This window comes from Flagellimonas okinawensis (assembly GCF_029194005.1).
GTDB lineage: Bacteria > Bacteroidota > Bacteroidia > Flavobacteriales > Flavobacteriaceae > Flagellimonas > Flagellimonas okinawensis.
Genome location: NZ_JARFVA010000005.1, coordinates 214208 through 231071, shown reverse-complemented (window position 1 = coordinate 231071; position 16864 = coordinate 214208). Strand labels below are relative to the sequence as shown.

At 40.1% G+C, this 16864-nt stretch carries 14 protein-coding genes; 3 read left to right on the top strand and 11 right to left on the bottom strand.

Annotated features, from left to right (window positions below; all coding sequences use genetic code 11):
• Positions 1 to 53: 53 nt before the first annotated feature.
• On the bottom strand, positions 54 to 944 hold the full coding sequence (locus PY091_RS14595; protein ID WP_275650393.1) for a hypothetical protein: 891 nt from the start codon (positions 942 to 944) through the stop codon (positions 54 to 56).
• A 167-nt stretch (positions 945 to 1111) separates the two neighbouring features.
• Between PY091_RS14595 and PY091_RS14590 the strand changes: the two genes are divergently transcribed.
• On the top strand, positions 1112 to 1906 hold the full coding sequence (locus tag PY091_RS14590; RefSeq protein ID WP_275650392.1) for an MBL fold metallo-hydrolase: 795 nt from the start codon (positions 1112 to 1114) through the stop codon (positions 1904 to 1906).
• A gap of 69 nt (positions 1907 to 1975) precedes the next feature.
• Positions 1976 to 2656, top strand: a complete 681-nt coding sequence (locus PY091_RS14585) for a hypothetical protein (protein WP_275650391.1) — start codon at positions 1976 to 1978, stop codon at positions 2654 to 2656.
• 16 nt (positions 2657 to 2672) lie between these two features.
• On the opposite strand, the gene ettA is transcribed toward PY091_RS14585, so the two are convergent.
• The 3 genes from ettA to PY091_RS14570 all read right to left on the bottom strand — a co-directional run bounded on the left by ettA (position 2673) and on the right by PY091_RS14570 (position 5634).
• Positions 2673 to 4364 carry an energy-dependent translational throttle protein EttA gene (gene ettA, locus PY091_RS14580; protein WP_275650390.1) on the bottom strand — a complete coding sequence of 564 codons (1692 nt, stop codon included), beginning with the start codon at positions 4362 to 4364 and terminating at the stop codon, positions 2673 to 2675.
• A gap of 37 nt (positions 4365 to 4401) precedes the next feature.
• The gene (locus PY091_RS14575) at positions 4402 to 4584 is read right to left on the bottom strand and encodes a CAL67264 family membrane protein (RefSeq protein ID WP_275650389.1); all 183 of its coding nucleotides are present in this window, start codon (positions 4582 to 4584) and stop codon (positions 4402 to 4404) included.
• A gap of 66 nt (positions 4585 to 4650) precedes the next feature.
• Positions 4651 to 5634, bottom strand: coding sequence for a Gfo/Idh/MocA family protein (locus PY091_RS14570; protein ID WP_275650388.1), 984 nt, complete (start codon positions 5632 to 5634; stop codon positions 4651 to 4653).
• 62 nt (positions 5635 to 5696) lie between these two features.
• On the opposite strand from PY091_RS14570, the gene PY091_RS14565 reads away from it, so the two are divergent.
• The gene (locus PY091_RS14565) at positions 5697 to 7325 is read left to right on the top strand and encodes an acyl-CoA carboxylase subunit beta (protein ID WP_275650387.1); all 1629 of its coding nucleotides are present in this window, start codon (positions 5697 to 5699) and stop codon (positions 7323 to 7325) included.
• Positions 7326 to 7328: 3 nt separating this feature from the next.
• On the opposite strand, the gene PY091_RS14560 is transcribed toward PY091_RS14565, so the two are convergent.
• The 7 genes from PY091_RS14560 to PY091_RS14530 all read right to left on the bottom strand — a co-directional run bounded on the left by PY091_RS14560 (position 7329) and on the right by PY091_RS14530 (position 16826).
• Positions 7329 to 8999 (bottom strand): carboxypeptidase-like regulatory domain-containing protein, encoded by a 1671-nt coding sequence (locus PY091_RS14560; RefSeq protein ID WP_275650386.1) that lies wholly within the window; start codon positions 8997 to 8999, stop codon positions 7329 to 7331.
• Between the two features lie 59 nt (positions 9000 to 9058).
• Entirely contained in the window at positions 9059 to 10789 is a 1731-nt protein-coding gene (locus tag PY091_RS14555) for a carboxypeptidase-like regulatory domain-containing protein (RefSeq protein WP_275650385.1), read from the bottom strand.
• Positions 10790 to 10835: 46 nt separating this feature from the next.
• The gene (locus tag PY091_RS14550) at positions 10836 to 12182 is read right to left on the bottom strand and encodes a M24 family metallopeptidase (protein WP_275650384.1); all 1347 of its coding nucleotides are present in this window, start codon (positions 12180 to 12182) and stop codon (positions 10836 to 10838) included.
• Between the two features lie 66 nt (positions 12183 to 12248).
• Positions 12249 to 13682, bottom strand: a complete 1434-nt coding sequence (locus PY091_RS14545; protein WP_275650383.1) for a carboxypeptidase-like regulatory domain-containing protein — start codon at positions 13680 to 13682, stop codon at positions 12249 to 12251.
• Between the two features lie 111 nt (positions 13683 to 13793).
• Complete coding sequence (locus PY091_RS14540) at positions 13794 to 14867, bottom strand: AMP-binding protein (protein WP_275650382.1); 1074 nt, start codon at positions 14865 to 14867, stop codon at positions 13794 to 13796.
• Positions 14845 to 15783, bottom strand: coding sequence for a CPBP family intramembrane glutamic endopeptidase (locus PY091_RS14535; protein ID WP_275650381.1), 939 nt, complete (start codon positions 15781 to 15783; stop codon positions 14845 to 14847). The genes PY091_RS14540 and PY091_RS14535 overlap by 23 nt, the downstream gene beginning before the upstream one ends.
• Positions 15774 to 16826 (bottom strand): o-succinylbenzoate synthase, encoded by a 1053-nt coding sequence (locus PY091_RS14530; RefSeq protein WP_275650441.1) that lies wholly within the window; start codon positions 16824 to 16826, stop codon positions 15774 to 15776. Before PY091_RS14530 ends, PY091_RS14535 begins: the two co-directional genes overlap by 10 nt.
• Positions 16827 to 16864: the final 38 nt, after the last annotated feature.

Sequence of the window (16864 nt, the reverse complement as noted above, 5' to 3'; positions counted from 1 at the left end):
AGGCCCGTCCAAATTTAGACGGGCCTTTTTATTATGGTGATAGTGTGTGTTTTTTATTTCAATTCGAAGCTGGAAGTACCCAACAATTTCAATTTGTTGTCATAAACATTTACCATGTAGTTTCCTTTCTGGAAATCACCACTTGGCTTGTTTATGTAATCACATACATCCAAAGCATCGTTTTCGTAGTAAAAGTTGGTTCCTTTACTATAAGTAAGAGAGCTTCCTTCTTCAGTTGTTTTGGTCAAACCTTCGCCCAAAACGTTACCTTGTGGTCCAAGAACTTCAATATAGAATTCTCTGTCACCTGCTTCAGCAATTACGTTATCGGCAATAGTGAAACAAACTTTGAATTTATCAGTAGCTCTAGCTCTGGAAGTAGAAACCAATTTACCACTGTTTCTTTCTTTAATAGCATCAACACTGATAGTGTTTAGGTTAAGTGCAGAACCTTTTTCAACAGCATCGGCCAACTGAGTGTTTTGGATAATCAAAGAATCGTTGAATACGGTTTGTTGCTCCAATTCAGCAAAAGTGCTGTCTCTTTGCATAGCCAACAAGCTGTTGGATTGAGTCAAGGAATCTACTTGCTTCAATAGTTTTTCTCTTTCAGCTTTAAGAACACTTACTTGTCTTCTGTATCTTGAAAGTGTTGCAATATCAGCTTTCATGCTGCTTACAGAATCGATGTATTTTGCAATGTTGTCTCTTGCAGCAACCAATTCCTCGTTTGTTGCGTTGCTTTCCAAAATGGCTTTGTCGTATTCAGATTTCAAGTTGTTCAAATCCTCAACAACCATTTCTTTTTCTTGTGTAAGAGCTTGTGTTGTTTGTTTTTTATCTTGGTAAAGACTCACAGTGTAAATAATGGTTCCCAAAAGAACTACACCCAACAGACCAGCAATTACCTTTAATCCGTTATTGTTACTTTTTGTTTCAGTCATAACTTTTTGTTTTAATTGATTCTCGTTTAAGGTTTTTAATCAATCGCGTTCAGTTTATATACGCATTGGATTCCATTTTGGATTATTTGGATTAAAATATTCTGGATAATTAATTACGTTTCTGCGTATTATCCCTTATTTTTAAAAGGAAAAATAAAAAACAGAACATGAAAAAAAATATCATACTTACCGCCAGTGCCCTATTAGTGCTCTTTACTTCCTGTAAGGAGAAAAAGGAAAATCAAGATGAAAAAACAGAAGTTGAGACTGTAGCGGTAATGGAGTCTCCGGACCCTGCCAAGATAATTCCGATTGAGCACGCCACGGCGCTAATTGAATGGGACGGTAAAACTATATATGTAGATCCTGTGGGAGGAAAAGCTGCATTCGAAGGTCAGAACTCCCCGGATATGATCTTTATAACAGATATCCATGGTGACCATTTTAATCCAGAAACATTAAATGAATTGGACTTGGAAGGTGTAACGATTATTGCTCCGGATGCCGTAAAATTACAAATGGAGGAAAACCTATCGTCCAAAACAACAACAATGAAAAATGGTGAAAGCAAAGAAATGGCCGGATTCAACGTTGAGGCAATTCCTATGTACAATCTACGTGAGGAGGCTAAAGATTTCCATACAAAAGGTAGAGGAAATGGTTATGTATTCACATTTGGTGATGAAAGAATCTATTTCTCTGGAGACACGGAGGATATTCCGGAAATGCGTGCATTGGAAAATATAGATAAAGCTTTTGTATGTATGAACCTTCCGTTTACCATGACAGAAGAAAGTGCAGCCGATGCCGTTTTGGAATTCAAACCAAAACAAGTTTATCCTTATCATTATAGGGGAAGACCGGAAGTGAGCGATGTAGAAAAGTTCAAAACCATCGTTAACGAGGGTGATAACAGTATCGAAGTGGTTCAGTTGGACTGGTATCCCAACGAAGAATACTAGATCTATGAAATAATAACGAATTTTCATCGTTAGAACATCAAACTTAGTAACCAAAACAAATACTTGAATATGGCTCCCAAATCCCATGTTTTTGTAGTGTTGGCAATTCTTTTTGCCTTACAGACTACCTACGCAAATCAATGTGATAATTTTTATTCCAAAGTGACCTATGCCCTCAGCCATGGTAAAAAAGCCATGGAGGCAACCAACTTTGAACACCAAATGTACTATGCCGAAAGAGCGTTGACTGCTCTGGAAAAAGGCGAAACATTTATGGCCGACTGCGCATGCGATAAAGCAAAGAACAAAACGTTGGATGCCATGGAAACCTTGGACAAGGCAATTGAGCCTGCTGACTGGGAAGCCGGTAGGTTTTTCACCAAAAAAGCTATTGGCGAAATCAATGAATTGATTACCATTTTAGATCAGTGTACACTAGGGAATACTACCGCATCAACTCTTGAAGTTGCAGTGGAGTATGAAGAGAGTCCTGAAACTGAAGTTGCCGAGACAGCTTCTGTGGAGTCCATGGAACTTGAAATGATCAAAGTATTCGAAAAACATGCTGGAGACAAGCTTCAATCTGCGGAACAGGCAATTGCCCAACTGATTGAACTTTCAAATTCCATTGGTTCGGCCCCAATTAACACCGAAGGCCCAAATAGCTTGGCTGCACACCAACAAGCCTACTTGGAAAAAGCAAAAAAAATATTGGAAGAAGGAATTAAAAATCTCGGAGGAGAAGATTAATTCCTTCCTCCTTTTTTTAACGAATCAGTTTTTTGTATTTGATACGCTTGGGCATGATATCCGTTCCCAAGCGTTTCTTTTTGTTCTCTTCGTAATCAGAGAAAGAACCTTCAAAGAAATATACTTGAGAATCTCCTTCAAATGCTAAAATATGCGTACAAATTCTATCCAAGAACCATCTGTCGTGGGAAATGATCACGGCACAACCCGCAAAGTTCTCCAAACCTTCTTCCAAGGCACGGAGCGTATTCACGTCCAAGTCGTTGGTAGGCTCATCCAAAAGCAATACGTTCCCCTCTTCTTTTAGGGTCATGGCTAAATGAAGACGATTTCGTTCACCCCCGGACAACATGTTCACTTTTTTGTTCTGTTCGCTACCAGAAAAATTAAATCGACTTAAATATGCTCGGGAATTCACTTGCTTCCCTCCCATCATGATCAATTCTTGGCTATCACTAAAGTTTTCCCAAATGGTCTTTTCTGGATCAATGTTGGAATGGGATTGATCTACATAGGCCAGCTTGGCAGTTTCCCCAACTATAAACTCACCTTTATCGGGAGTCTCCTCGCCCATTATCATTTTAAAAATGGTGGTTTTACCAGCACCGTTCGGGCCAATAATCCCTACAATACCTGCTTGGGGCAAATTAAAGTTCAAGTTCTCGTACAATAATTTGTCACCAAAAGCTTTGCTTACGTCCTTGGCCTCGATTACATTTGTACCCAAACGTGGTCCATTGGGAATATATATCTCCAACTTCTCCTCCATTTGTTTTTGGTCCTGGCTCAAGAGTTTATCGTAATTCTTTAAACGGGCCTTTTGCTTTGCCTGTCTTCCTTTGGCTCCTTGTCGTACCCAATCCAACTCTCGCTCCAATGTTTTTTGACGCTTGGAAGCCTGTTTACTCTCTTGCTCCAAACGTTTTGCTTTTTGATCCAACCAACTGGAGTAATTTCCTTTCCATGGGATTCCTTCGCCACGGTCCAATTCCAAAATCCAGCCAGCAACGTTGTCCAAGAAATAACGGTCGTGCGTAACAGCTATTACGGTTCCCTTATATTGTGCCAAATGGTGTTCCAACCAATGCACGGACTCAGCATCCAAGTGGTTGGTAGGCTCATCCAAAAGTAGAACGTCCGGTTCTTTTAGCAACAAACGACATAAAGCCACACGCCTACGCTCCCCACCGGAAAGCACACCTATCTTTTTGTCGGATTCCGGTGTACGAAGGGCATCCATGGCAATCTCCAATTTGGTATCAAGTTCCCAAGCATTTGCTGCGTCAATTTGATCTTGTAGGGCTGCTTGCTTATCCATCAACTTTTGCATCTTATCTGCATCCTCATAAACTTCGGGCAGACCGAACATATCGTTGATTTTGTTGTACTCGTCCAAAATGGCTACAGTTTCCGCAACCCCTTCTTTAACAACTTCCAAAACTGTTTTGTTCTCATCCAGCTCCGGTTCCTGTTCCAAATATCCTACCGAATAACCAGGAGAGAAAACTACATCTCCTTGATAATTTTTATCTACACCGGCAATAATTTTGAGCAAGGTGGACTTACCAGAACCGTTAAGACCTAAAATCCCGATCTTGGCCCCGTAGAAAAAACTCAGGTATATGTTTTTAAGTACCGGGGTGTTGGCCGTTTTATAGGTCTTGGTTACCCCAGACATTGAAAAAATGACTTTCTTATCGTCTGACATCTAGTATAAATTAAATTGTTCTGTGAAAAGAGGTTGGTTATACTCTACCTTTAAGGGCATTGAACACCCAAGCTACGGCAAAAAATCCTATTCCTACCGCTGCAAATCCGTATCCGGCAACCTCATCATACTTAAAAGCTCCTAGTGCGATCATTCCCAAGCCCACAAAGATCATAATCCATGTAGCATAGGCAAGCACAGTGTTCTTATTCATTCCCATTTTATAAATTTCTGAAGAATTTCAAATATCGTAAAAATAGAGATAATGTAAAGTTATTATTAAGGATTATGTTTCAAAAGGAAAGCTAACGCCACATTTTTCCCTCACCTTGTCTAATAAGTCGGATAAATCCAAACTATTTTGATGGGACCAGAGATCGCTCTCATTCTTTTTAGCTCTTAAACATTTATGAACCTCCAATATTTCATAGTAATATCCTATCCCTTTTAAAGGCATTTCAATTTGATGGGATTCATCCCCTTTAAACAATGTATAACCATCCGCTTCATGCCATCTAGGATTCAAAAACAATTGTGCTTCTGTTCCGGATATTTCGGCCTCCATTCTTGATCTACTTGTAAATCCACTATAGAGCATAGCCTGTGCCTCAGGATAATCAAAAATCATGCTGGTCTGTAATTCGGTGCCATTTTCATGAAACTTGGAAGTGGCCATAATTTTAGTTGGCATTCCCAATAAGAGATAGGATAAAAAAATGGGATAAATCCCGATATCCAAAATAGTCCCAGATGCCAAATTGGGATTCAACAACCTAGAATTCTCATCCCTGTCCAAAGCATAAAAAGCAAAATCGGCATACACATACTTAAGCTCACCAATTTCACCACTGTCAACCAATTGTTTAACTTTTTGAATGGATGGATTAAATCTCGACCACATGGCTTCCATCAAAAAAGCATTGTATTTTTTAGATGCATTGACTTGTGCGAGAACTTCCTTTTTATTCACACCCATTGGCTTTTCGCAAAGCACCCCAATACCATTTTCGAGTGCCTTTACCGATAAATCTTTATGAAAATTATGTGGTGTTGCTATGTAGACCACATCTACAGTTCCCGATTCAAAAAGTTCATCATAACTACCAAAAGTATGCGGAACCTTATATTCCTGAGCAAACTCCTCTGCCCTTTCCATAGATCGTGATGCTACTGCCGTAACCTCTGCATCTTCTACCAATAAAAGGTCCGAGACAAATTTCCTTGCTATTTTTCCTGGGCCTACAATGCCCCATCGTATTTTGGTTTCCATATAGTTCAAAAGTAATGATTATAACTCCTTATCTTTAACCAGCTAAACGAATTTAAATTAGAATGGACTTAAACTTCAACAAAAACGAAGACCATAATAAACTTAAACTCTCCGATCTTAAACGCAGACTGGCCAAAGTGAAACTTGGCGGTGGTAAAAGTCGCATTGAAAAGCACCACGCCAAGGGTAAGATGACAGCAAGGGAACGAATAGACTATTTGCTTGACGATGGTGCTGAATCCATTGAAATAGGTGCTTTTGCCGGTGAGGATATGTATCAAGAGCACGGTGGATGCCCATCGGGTGGTGTTGTGGTTAAATTGGGATACGTACAAGGAAAACAATGTGTTGTTGTTGCCAACGATGCCACTGTAAAAGCTGGCGCTTGGTTCCCAATCACCGGAAAGAAAAACCTACGTGCCCAAGAAATTTCCATTGAAAATAAGCTGCCCATCATCTATTTGGTGGACAGTGCAGGTGTTTATCTGCCTATGCAAGATGAAATATTTCCTGATAAAGAACATTTTGGGCGAATCTTCCGAAACAATGCTGTAATGAGCAGTATGGGCATTACCCAAATTGCAGCGGTAATGGGAAGTTGCGTTGCCGGAGGGGCCTACTTGCCCATTATGAGCGACGAAGCATTGATCGTTGATAAAACGGGAAGCATCTTTTTAGCGGGAAGCTATTTGGTAAAAGCTGCCATTGGCGAATCCATCGATAACGAAACCCTAGGGGGAGCCACCACACATTCCGAAATTAGCGGAGTAACCGATTATAAGGCAAAGGATGATAAAGATGCACTTGATAAAATCAAAAATATTGTAGATAAAATCGGGGATTTTGACAAGGCTGGATTTAACCGGATTGAAGCCAAGAAACCTGCTGAAAACCCTGATGACATTTTTGGATTGCTACCGGCATCCCGAAGCGATCAATACGATATGTTGGAAATTATAAAGCGTTTGGTGGATGATTCGGAATTTGAGCAATACAAAGAAGGATATGGACAAACCATTTTAACGGGCTATGCACGCATAGATGGTTGGGCCGTGGGTATCGTGGCCAATCAACGGAAAGTGGTAAAGACCAAAAAAGGTGAAATGCAGTTTGGTGGGGTCATCTATTCCGATTCTGCGGATAAGGCGACACGATTTATAGCCAATTGCAACCAGAAGAAAATTCCTTTGGTTTTCTTGCAAGATGTTACCGGATTTATGGTAGGCAGTAAAAGTGAACACGGAGGTATAATTAAAGACGGTGCCAAAATGGTGAATGCCGTAAGTAATTCGGTAGTTCCTAAGTTCACCATTGTTATAGGAAATAGTTATGGTGCCGGAAACTATGCCATGTGCGGTAAGGCTTATGACCCGCGATTGATTGTTGCTTGGCCAAGTGCCGAACTTGCCGTAATGAGCGGTAACTCTGCCGCCAAGGTACTCTTACAGATTGAAAAAGCGAGTTTGGAAAAAAGCGGAAAGGCAGTGGATGCAGATAAAGAAAAGGAGCTTTTTGACGAAATCAAACAACGCTATGATGAACAGATTTCTCCCTACTATGCAGCAGCCCGACTTTGGACAGATGGAATTATAAACCCGTTAGATACCCGTAAATGGATTTCTATGGGAATCGATGCGGCCAATCATGCTCCAATTGAGAAAAAGTTTAATATGGGAGTGCTTCAGGTATAACCGCTATTTGCTTTGCACAAATCTTGAAGGTAGATTAAAATCGAACAACTGCTGGTTGGCCCCTTTGGAGCCCAATCGATACACCTTTGTCTCTACAGTCTGCAATTTGCTACTGTAATTGCGATAAATGGATACTTTCAGATAAGTCGGGGCCAATTGTTTATTGCCATAATATGTGGCATTGATTTTCCAAGTGCCCTGTAGTTCATCATCCAGTAAAAAGTCGGCCATGGAGTATCCCAATTTCTTTTCCGATTGTATACGCTCGGGCATCTCTGCCATGGTATGCTTCCAATTAAAATATTGATTGCCCGGGTTCACGAACTGCAGGTCGAACTCCGCTTCGGAATCGCTCCACTCAAATACCAATCTTGTGGTAAACTGCTCCAACGGACTTTTTGAATTAACTTGTTCGTGCTTCTCCAATATGTCTGCTATTTCCCTCCCTATCATTTGGGCAAGCTCGGTGCTATCTCTAGAAATGAATCCTTCATCAATTAAATAGGCATGTCTTGCCAATAATGAATTTGCTTGATCGCTGTCACCGATAGCATGGTAACTTTTAGCCAAATCAATAAAACTCTGGGTGTAATCTGGACGTAACAGATATGCTTTCTTGTACATTTGATGGGCCTTATTGAACCTGGATTGTGATTCATACATAAAGGCCAATGTTTTTATCCAAACTGGATTTGATTCAAAAAAAGGCATTCCCTCCTTTATGATGTTATCCGCATGGGACTCACCAAATTTCTCAAAAAACAATGCATAGGTATCCAAATAAAAATATGGGACGCCAGAAAAATCTTGTTGATACTTTTGATAAATCTCCAAAGCTTTTTCAAAACTTGGGGAACTTTCCATTTCCTGTACGTAGGTTGGCAATTCATATTTTAGTTCTGATCGGGAAACCACTTTACCGGTAACAAAATTATCACGTAGTTTGGCCCTGTCGTAATACTTTGAACTATTCGGCTCCCTTAGACCATGAAAACTATTTTTAGTGTTAATGAGCACGACACCACCGCTGGCAATGTGACCATAACGCCAGACGGCTTGAATACCCGGTATAATTCCCACACGTTCTATGTTGGAAACATCCAACCAAACCGGGGGGTCCGTAAAAATATTGCCGTCGACCTCGAACAGAGCCGGCCTTGGGTTACCGATAGAACCTCCTCCTCGCAAAAACAATGTCCTTCCCGACTGACCTGTATTATAGTTACCATAGTTTCCCACCCTAATTCCTGCCCTTCGGCTTGCAATGGCCGATAGCACATCGGAACCTGGACGAAACTCTTTTCCATCTATTACCTTTAGATGATATGCCACAGTTGCAGGACTCAAATAGCCGAAAGAAGAATTCACAATGGATGAGTCGGTCAAGTAGTTCATCGCAAGATTCCGTTGCTTGCTTATTTTCTTGGTAACCACTACTTCATCCAACATTTCCACCTTGGGCCGCATGGCAATATTTAATATTCGGGTCACATCCTCCACTATAATGGTAATCGTGTCCATACCAACGTACGTAAATTGTAATTCTTCTCGGGGCGATGCCAGAATGTTATATGCGCCTTGCTTGTTTGATAATGTTTTGGTGTCCGTGGTCAAATTGGTTACGTGTACGTTGGCCAATGGACTTTCTCCATCAGTCACACGTCCATTGATCATATTTTGAGCCACACTTGGGGCCAGTGCACCTAAAAAAAATACTATGGAACAAAAGAATCTCAATTGTTGGCAACGTTAGAGGAAAGGTTAAAATCGAACAAATATTGGTTGGCGCCCTTAGGCCCCAAACGATACACCTTTGTTTCCTTACTCTGTAATTTGCTACCGTAATTACGATAAATGGTCACTTTGAGGTAGGTTGGAGTCACTTGTTTATTCCCGTGGTATGTGGCATTCACCCTCCATCTTCCCGGGAGTTCATCATCCAACAAAAAGTCGGCCATGGAATACCCAAATTTCTTTTCCGATTGTATGCGCTCCGGCATCTCTGCCAAAGTATGTTTCCAATTAAAATATTGATTGCCCGGGTTCACGAACTGTAGATCAAATTCCGCTTCAGAATCGTTCCACTCAAAAACAAGACGTGTTGCAAATTCATCGTCTTGGTAATCTCTCTTTTTGATTTTTAAGGTACTGTTCTCCAAAGTGAACAAATTTTTTATCTCTCGCTTCATGATCATTCCCAGTTCCATGCTATCCACAGGCAACATACCTTCATCTTGAAGATAAGCATGTCTTGCATATAAAGTGGTGGCAGACTTGGGTTGCCCCAAATTTCGATAACTATTGGCCATATCTATAAAGCTCTGAGCATAATCGGGCCTAAGCGAATAGACTTTTTTATAGATGTCATGTGCCTTTTCGTGTCTGGCCTCACTTTCCAATGTATAGGCCAATGCTTTAAGCATTACAGGATTTTTATCCATTACTTGGATATACTCCTCCATTATTTCGTCCGCGTAATCAACTTCTTTGCGTATTTCATAAAAATAGGTGTAGGAATCCAATAGGAAGTAAGGGTTATTGCCATAGATATTCCTGGTTTTCAAATAGATGTTTTTAGCCTCCTCAACAGAATTGCTTTCCTTTAACCGCTTTAAATAATTGGGTAAAGTTTGATTGGCAATACTTTTTTGAACCTCCCCTTCCTTCACATAATTATTGCGGAGCTTGGCTTGATCAAAAGGCGTGCTGCTTTTTTGCTTGTACGTTCCATTCTTGGTATTCACGATCACTACGCCACCATCAGCAATAGATCCATATTTTGAAGCTCCTATTAATCCGGGCATTAGGGCAACTCGTTCCACCGTACTCGGGTCTAACCAAGATGGGCCTTGGGTAAAAATTTGTCCATCAATATCATAAATAGCTGGTTTCGGGCCTCGAGCTGAACTCATTGACCTAGAATACACATCAAAGGTTTGGTCTGGATTAATAACAACTTTCATTCCAGCGAACTTACCTTGGAGGTACATTCCAAAATGATAATGGTTACTGATCATATCCTTGCTGTTGAGCACGGGTAACCTACCAGGGAAGGTTTCAGAATCAATAATGCCATAAGCAGTTCTGATCAGTTTTTCATTCTTGGGATATTGCTGCTGTAAAATTCGCTGTTTATTTCTGCCAACTTCACTGATTATCTCTACCTCATCCAGTTCCTCTATCCGAATCTCCATGGTCACATTTAGAATTCTTGTAACATCCTCGACCATAATGGAAACAGTATCCATTCCCATATAGGTATATTGGAGTTCTTCACGAGGTTTGGCCTTTATGGTATAATTGCCTTCCGAATTGGATGAAGTTTTACTTCCTGAGTCCAGGTTATGGATTTGAACGTTGGACAAGGGATTTTTACCATCCGTGATACGGCCGTTAATACTTTGTTGGGCAAAACTACCCACCGAATAGAAAACGAATGCAATCGTAAACAATAGTAATCTCATAGCAACTTGAATTTTAGTGGATTACTAAATTTACAAAAAAAAAGAATCAGTTCCCTAAATGTGCCTTGGGTCTTGGAATAAGCATTAATTCTGTTTGTCTTCCGTTGATGTATCTAAATCCATCTTCACCATAAAAACCAGGTTCTTCCAGCATAATCCTAATATCACGATTCCATTCAGGAATGTTCACGGTGGCATTCAATTCAATGGCATAAGCCGTATTTGGATTTAAGGGATAGTTTTCACCATCATCTTTCATTACTCCGCCTTGTGCATCCCACATGCCTATTGTAGTTCCTGCGGAGTGTCCGTACATTCCCAAAGGATGTGTATAGATGGATGGGCGCAGACCAGCATCTTTGGCATCTTGTAATGCCTTGGCCAAAATATCGTTCCCTACCCTTCCTTTGATCATGTTTTGGGTTAAAAAATCTTGAACTCGATTGCCATCATAAAGGGCATTGACCAAAAACGAAGGTGCCTCGGTTTCTTCTGGCTTTAAAACATAGGCCAATTCCTGACAATCGGTGTTCAACCTCAAATAGGTGATCCCGAAATCACAATGTAAAAGATCGCCCCGTTGAATCACGGCATCATCTGGTCGTCCTGAGAAAGAATATAGGTGTCCAACGAGTTCCTCACTGGTTCTTTGAATATCCACCGTGGGGTGAAACCAAGTCTCCAACCCTAAATCGGTTACTTTTTGACGCATCCACCATTCTACCTCAGTGGTTGTGGTAACACCAGGGGTAATTACTTTTTCTGAAAATGCCTCGGCAATTATATCATGGGTGATATCGGTAAGCTGATTAAAAATGGTCATCTCACGTGGAGTCCGTGTCTCGATCCAACGAACTGCCAATTGTTCTGCAGAAACTACTCTGGACTGATATTTTTTGGGCAAATTGGCCATGAATTCATCAAAATCTGTCTTATCCAATCCATCTGCAATATTGTGGTCTTTAGAAAAATTGAGACCTATTTTTTCCGGGTTTCGCTCAGCTATCAACTGCATCAACCTTTTCCATTGGTCCGGTTCCTTTTCCTTGTCCCAAGCAGAGGTTATGCTTTTACCGATATTGTAACGTGCCACGGCGAGCTTTTCGATCGTGTTCTTTTGTTTGTTCCTGTAAAAAAGTAGAATAGTTCTTCTTCTGGCATTCAACCAAGTTGCAGGCAGCATGGTTTTTAGTACTGGGTCTTCGTTATATTCACGGGAAATCAGCACCCACATATCCAATCCCGCATCATCCATTAATTGTGGAAGTAAAACATTGAACCTTTCTTCGAGAATTTCGTCCACTACTCTTGCCCTTTCGACCTCGGGCAGTATTTGTTGGGAAACAACGATAAAAGGTAATAACAGCAGTACTAGTTTGATGGTTTTTCGCATGGTTGATTTTTTGCTGAAATTACAGCTTTTAACAGATATAAAAAAAGTGCCCGAAGGCACTTTTAATTATACGTTTGCATACTTTTCAATTAATCGTACAATTAGATCGTTTAGCTTTTCCACTTCATAATCGGAAGTGGACGGTTTTAGATGCGTATTACCAATACCGCTGTCATCAGTTAAAAAAACATATGTTCCATTTGTAGAGATACTAAAGAAACGCATTAGCATTTCAACTGTTTTATCTGCGCCACTTGCTACTACAGGTATTATTTTGATACCATTTTTTTGTGCAACTTTGATTTGTTCGTGTATGATTTCAACATTTTCTTCTGTAAAATGAGGTGGAGCATCCAAAAGCAAAAACAATAATCTAGCGCGTGCATTCTTATTCCACGACATGGACATAGAGGATTCCATTGCCTTTTCCACTGCCTCCTCATAATCACCTCCCCCTCCAGCAAATTGGTTGTTCAAAATACTTTGGGCTTCATCCAAATTCGAAGTAAAGTCAAAATCCTTTACAACATAATCATCGCCTTGATCTCTATAAAAGGTCATTGCAACCCTTTTTTCTCCAACCGTGTTGTCAATTCTATTAATTATGTCTCTCAATTCATTTTTCAAGTACTCCATCTCATCTCCCATAGATCCAGTGGCATCAATTGTAAACATAATATCTATATTATTACAAGAAGATTTTCCATCAATTACAAAATCGACCTTAGTTGCATTGGACTTTATTTTCTTTCCAAATATTTTGTTTTCATGATATACTTGAACATAATAATAATCACTAATTCCACGACACTCATCATCTTTAAACAATACGGCTTTACCTAAGGCATCAGTTCTTGAACTCATTTCTGGTTGGGTTGAATCTTCACTATCTGAAAAAATTGATAACCTAGCATTATTTATAGCATTTCCCCTTTTATCCTTAACGGTTACAAGAACTTTGTTTTCTAGATGAAATCGCCAATCGGTTCTTATTTTTTGAAATTCCTTTTTGTTTATAATTTTTTTCAATTCATTAAAACTGTCAATATCGTTGATTTCACCTGCCGTTAAAATGCCTGATCTATAATTTCCAAATCCCTTTGTAATCGGTGCATCTGCTGCACTACCTCTTACAACGTCAGAAACCGCATAACTCAATGCCATTTTACTTTTACTTGAGCCATAGCCTACTACAACAACTTCTTCCAAAGTTTCTCTGCTTTCCGTTAACTGAACATTGATTATGTTATCCTCACCTATTTCCATTTCCTTGGTGTCGTATCCAATATAGGAAAACACCAAAGTCTGACCTTGATTAGCATTTATACTATACTGACCATCAAAATTAGTTTGGGTCCCGTTGGTAGTTTCTTTCACCATAACGTTGGCTCCAGGAATAGGATAGTTGTCGGCATCGGTTACAACACCGGAAATAGTGTTTTCCTGTGCGGCAATTTGCGCGGAAAATACCAGCAGTAATAGAATTATTGGATTTTTCATAATTGATACGGTTTTTAGATTTACAACTAACCTAGTATCAATTACTTTTAAATAAAATCGGGAATTAGGCAAGTGGAATCCTCAATTAGTGAAACACCCTTTAGGGTTAGTTTAGCCAATGAGCTCCATGGTTTTTTTACGGTCCACTTTTTTGGTGGAAGTTTCCACAAAGGATTTAACAAAGTAAACCTGTTTGGGTATTTCAAATTTTGCAATATTCTGGATGCCCTTAATGTTCTGGATTATCTTCTGAGGGTCTGACGGTTCTCCCTCCACGACCAGAATCAGTCGGTGGCCCAAAGCTTCATCGGGTTGGCCGGCCACAAAAAAACGTTTCCCCAACACTTCCGATAGCTTTTCCTCAATTTTTTCCGGCACCAACTTAACTCCACCAGAATTGATGATTGAATCATATCTGCCCAACCAATAAAACTTATTATCGTTGATGAGCTCAACGAGGTCGTTCGTAATTATCTTCCCATCAGAAATTTTTGGAGCATCTATCACCAAACATCCCCTATCGTCTTGGCTTACCCTAACGTTGGGCAATGTCTCGAATGGGTTCAAGGCTTCTTCATCTATTCGTTTTACTGCAATATGTGTGATGGTTTCCGTCATACCATAAGTTTCGAAAGCTTGTACTGGCAAATCCACAAGTCTCTTCCTTAAATTCGCATCGACCGGGGCTCCTCCCACAATCAATTGCTGTACCCGGCTTAATTGATGTAATGAGTTTTGAACCTGTAACGGAACCATAGCCACAAAATCGTAGATTTTATCATTATTGGGCATGGGTGACGAGGAGGGTTCCACATAGTCCAAATGCAAACCGAGAACCATGGCCCGTACCAACATCATTTTCCCTGCAATGCCAGTGCATGGCAAACAGAGAAGTGCTTTTTGTTTGGGTTTTAAATTGAAATATTCACCTGTGGCCAATGCGGAATTCACCATTTGCTCTTTCAGGAGCGTTATGGTCTTGGGTTTTCCCGTAGATCCGGATGTAGATACCTGCAAGGTTGATTTTTGAGAGCCCCAATCCAATAAAAAATCACCTATAGGATCTTCAAATTCTTCACCCTCCTTTACAAAACTGTACCCGACCTCAAAAAGGTTTTCAAAGGCACACGGAATGCCGTTTAATCTAAACTCTGGGTGTATTCTATGCCACGTCTGATGTTCCATTGGTAATTGCTACAAATTCTTCTTTGGATAACACCCGCCCAAAAAGTCTTTCGTTCCAGTTTTTCCAGCCATATTTTTTTGAGAAGAAAAACAATAGAATGGGAAACACTACAAATACAGGAATCAATACATCCCACCCCAATACTGGTTCAGAAATATCCCGATAAATCGAGTTGGTCTGAAAAGCTGTCCAATCAGCTGTCACCAAAAGTGCAGTGATCAAATTATTGGCCGCATGGAACCCAAGCGCCAGTTCCAACCCTTCATCCATTAGGGTTAAAATCCCCAAAAAGAACCCTGTGCCGATATAATAAATCATAATTCCAGGCCCAAGCTTTTCTACTTCCGGGTTCGCAATGTGCATTAACCCGAACAATGTGGAAGTAATTATCAGTGGTACCCATTTGTTCTTGGCCATTAGGCCTATTCCCTGCATCATATGCCCCCGAAACAAATATTCCTCAAAACTTGTTTGTAAAGGAATCAACAAAATGGCAATTATGGCCAAAGGAATAAATTTCACTAGGTTAAAATTAAGCTCATACTTTTCGGGTGAAAAGAAGATGTCGGTACCTGTGAGCACAATGGTCACTACGGTCCATAGCCCGAACGAAAACAAGATTCGCTTCCAATCTATTCTTTTTCTCGAGGTGGTCAATGAGGTTATGGATTGTTGGTGCACCAATAACGTCCATCCTATAACTACAAAAAAGCCTGCCACCAATGGGGCCAATAACATAATCAAAACCAAATTGCTCCCGAACTGATCAATAATTTGCTGCATGGCGTCCTCCACGCTAACGGGTGAATTTATGGTAGTGATGTAATTCAATATCATGAAGGCAATAAATCCAATTGGAATCACCAAGTACCTCCAAAGTCCTTCTTTTCCTTTATACCCTTGTTCTATGTACATATTTCTTGTATTAAATCCATATCCCAGGCTTTTGCCTGTCTGTAAAACAATTTCCCGTTGGAGACTTCCAAAGGACTATTGATATTATTTGTAAATAAACTTCCGGTTCCCAATCCTTGTGGCATGTGCGTATGCAAAGAGTATGTAAGCTGCGCTATGGCATTTAATCCAATATTGCTTTCCAGAGCACTGGTAATCCACCATTTGACACTTTGTTTTTCCGAAAGTTCAATCCACTCTTGGCTCCCTTTTATTCCTCCTATTAAACTTGGCTTTAAAATGATGTATTGGGGTTGAATGGTTTGTAGTAATTTTTGCTTTTCCGTTACATCGAACACTCCAATTAATTCCTCGTCAAGTGCTATGGGCAAAGGTGTTTTTTCGCAAAGATCGGCCATATGGTCCCACTGGCCCGCCTTTATCGGCTGTTCAATGGAATGTATTTTAAACTCTGACAACCGTTCCAGCTTTCCCATGGCTTCATTAAAGGGAAAAGCCCCATTTGCATCGACCCTGAGCTCAATCTCACTTGGAGAAAAATTGTCTCTAATAGATTTAAGTATGGCGATTTCCTTTTCAAAATCTATGGCACCAATCTTCATTTTGATACAACCAAAACCATCCTTTAATTTTTGCTCCAATTGCTTGAGCATATATGCCGTATCCCCCATCCAAATCAAACCATTGATAGGTATTGGTGATTCCTTTTGAGTAAAATCGGAAGGAAACAATTCAAACGGATTCTTGGAACTTAAAGATAAGAATGCTTGCTCCACACCAAATTGAATGGACGGGAACTCCTTTAATTGATTAAGAAGTTCTTCCTTTCCCAAATGTATATGATTGCATGTCCATGCCAATTGTTGCTCATAGTCCGGTCGATCATCCACACTTAATCCTCTTAAAATTCCGCACTCCCCTATTCCAATGCTATCAGCTTGTTTTAATATAATAAACCAGGTCTCCTTTTGGGTCATTACGCCACGAGAGGTACCGCTGGGCACTTTAAAATCTAAGGTGTACTTTTTATAGGTAGCTTTCATCATGAAGTAGTCAAATTTAAGTATATTTTGAATCTAAA

What these genes read in the sequence shown, in the direction of transcription:
- PY091_RS14590 (WP_275650392.1), top strand. Translation starts at nt 1,112, where the DNA reads ATGAAAAAAAATATCATACTTACCGCCAGTGCCCTATTAGTGCTCTTT.
- PY091_RS14565 (WP_275650387.1), top strand. Translation starts at nt 5,697, where the DNA reads ATGGACTTAAACTTCAACAAAAACGAAGACCATAATAAACTTAAACTC.
- PY091_RS14555 (WP_275650385.1), bottom strand. Translation starts at nt 10,789, where the DNA reads ATGAGATTACTATTGTTTACGATTGCATTCGTTTTCTATTCGGTGGGT.
- PY091_RS14540 (WP_275650382.1), bottom strand. Translation starts at nt 14,867, where the DNA reads ATGGAACATCAGACGTGGCATAGAATACACCCAGAGTTTAGATTAAAC.
- PY091_RS14560 (WP_275650386.1), bottom strand. Translation starts at nt 8,999, where the DNA reads ATGATCAATGGACGTGTGACTGATGGAGAAAGTCCATTGGCCAACGTA.
- PY091_RS14550 (WP_275650384.1), bottom strand. Translation starts at nt 12,182, where the DNA reads ATGCGAAAAACCATCAAACTAGTACTGCTGTTATTACCTTTTATCGTT.
- PY091_RS14585 (WP_275650391.1), top strand. Translation starts at nt 1,976, where the DNA reads ATGGCTCCCAAATCCCATGTTTTTGTAGTGTTGGCAATTCTTTTTGCC.
- PY091_RS14575 (WP_275650389.1), bottom strand. Translation starts at nt 4,584, where the DNA reads ATGGGAATGAATAAGAACACTGTGCTTGCCTATGCTACATGGATTATG.
- ettA (WP_275650390.1), bottom strand. Translation starts at nt 4,364, where the DNA reads ATGTCAGACGATAAGAAAGTCATTTTTTCAATGTCTGGGGTAACCAAG.
- PY091_RS14570 (WP_275650388.1), bottom strand. Translation starts at nt 5,634, where the DNA reads ATGGAAACCAAAATACGATGGGGCATTGTAGGCCCAGGAAAAATAGCA.
- PY091_RS14545 (WP_275650383.1), bottom strand. Translation starts at nt 13,682, where the DNA reads ATGAAAAATCCAATAATTCTATTACTGCTGGTATTTTCCGCGCAAATT.
- PY091_RS14530 (WP_275650441.1), bottom strand. Translation starts at nt 16,826, where the DNA reads ATGAAAGCTACCTATAAAAAGTACACCTTAGATTTTAAAGTGCCCAGC.
- PY091_RS14595 (WP_275650393.1), bottom strand. Translation starts at nt 944, where the DNA reads ATGACTGAAACAAAAAGTAACAATAACGGATTAAAGGTAATTGCTGGT.
- PY091_RS14535 (WP_275650381.1), bottom strand. Translation starts at nt 15,783, where the DNA reads ATGTACATAGAACAAGGGTATAAAGGAAAAGAAGGACTTTGGAGGTAC.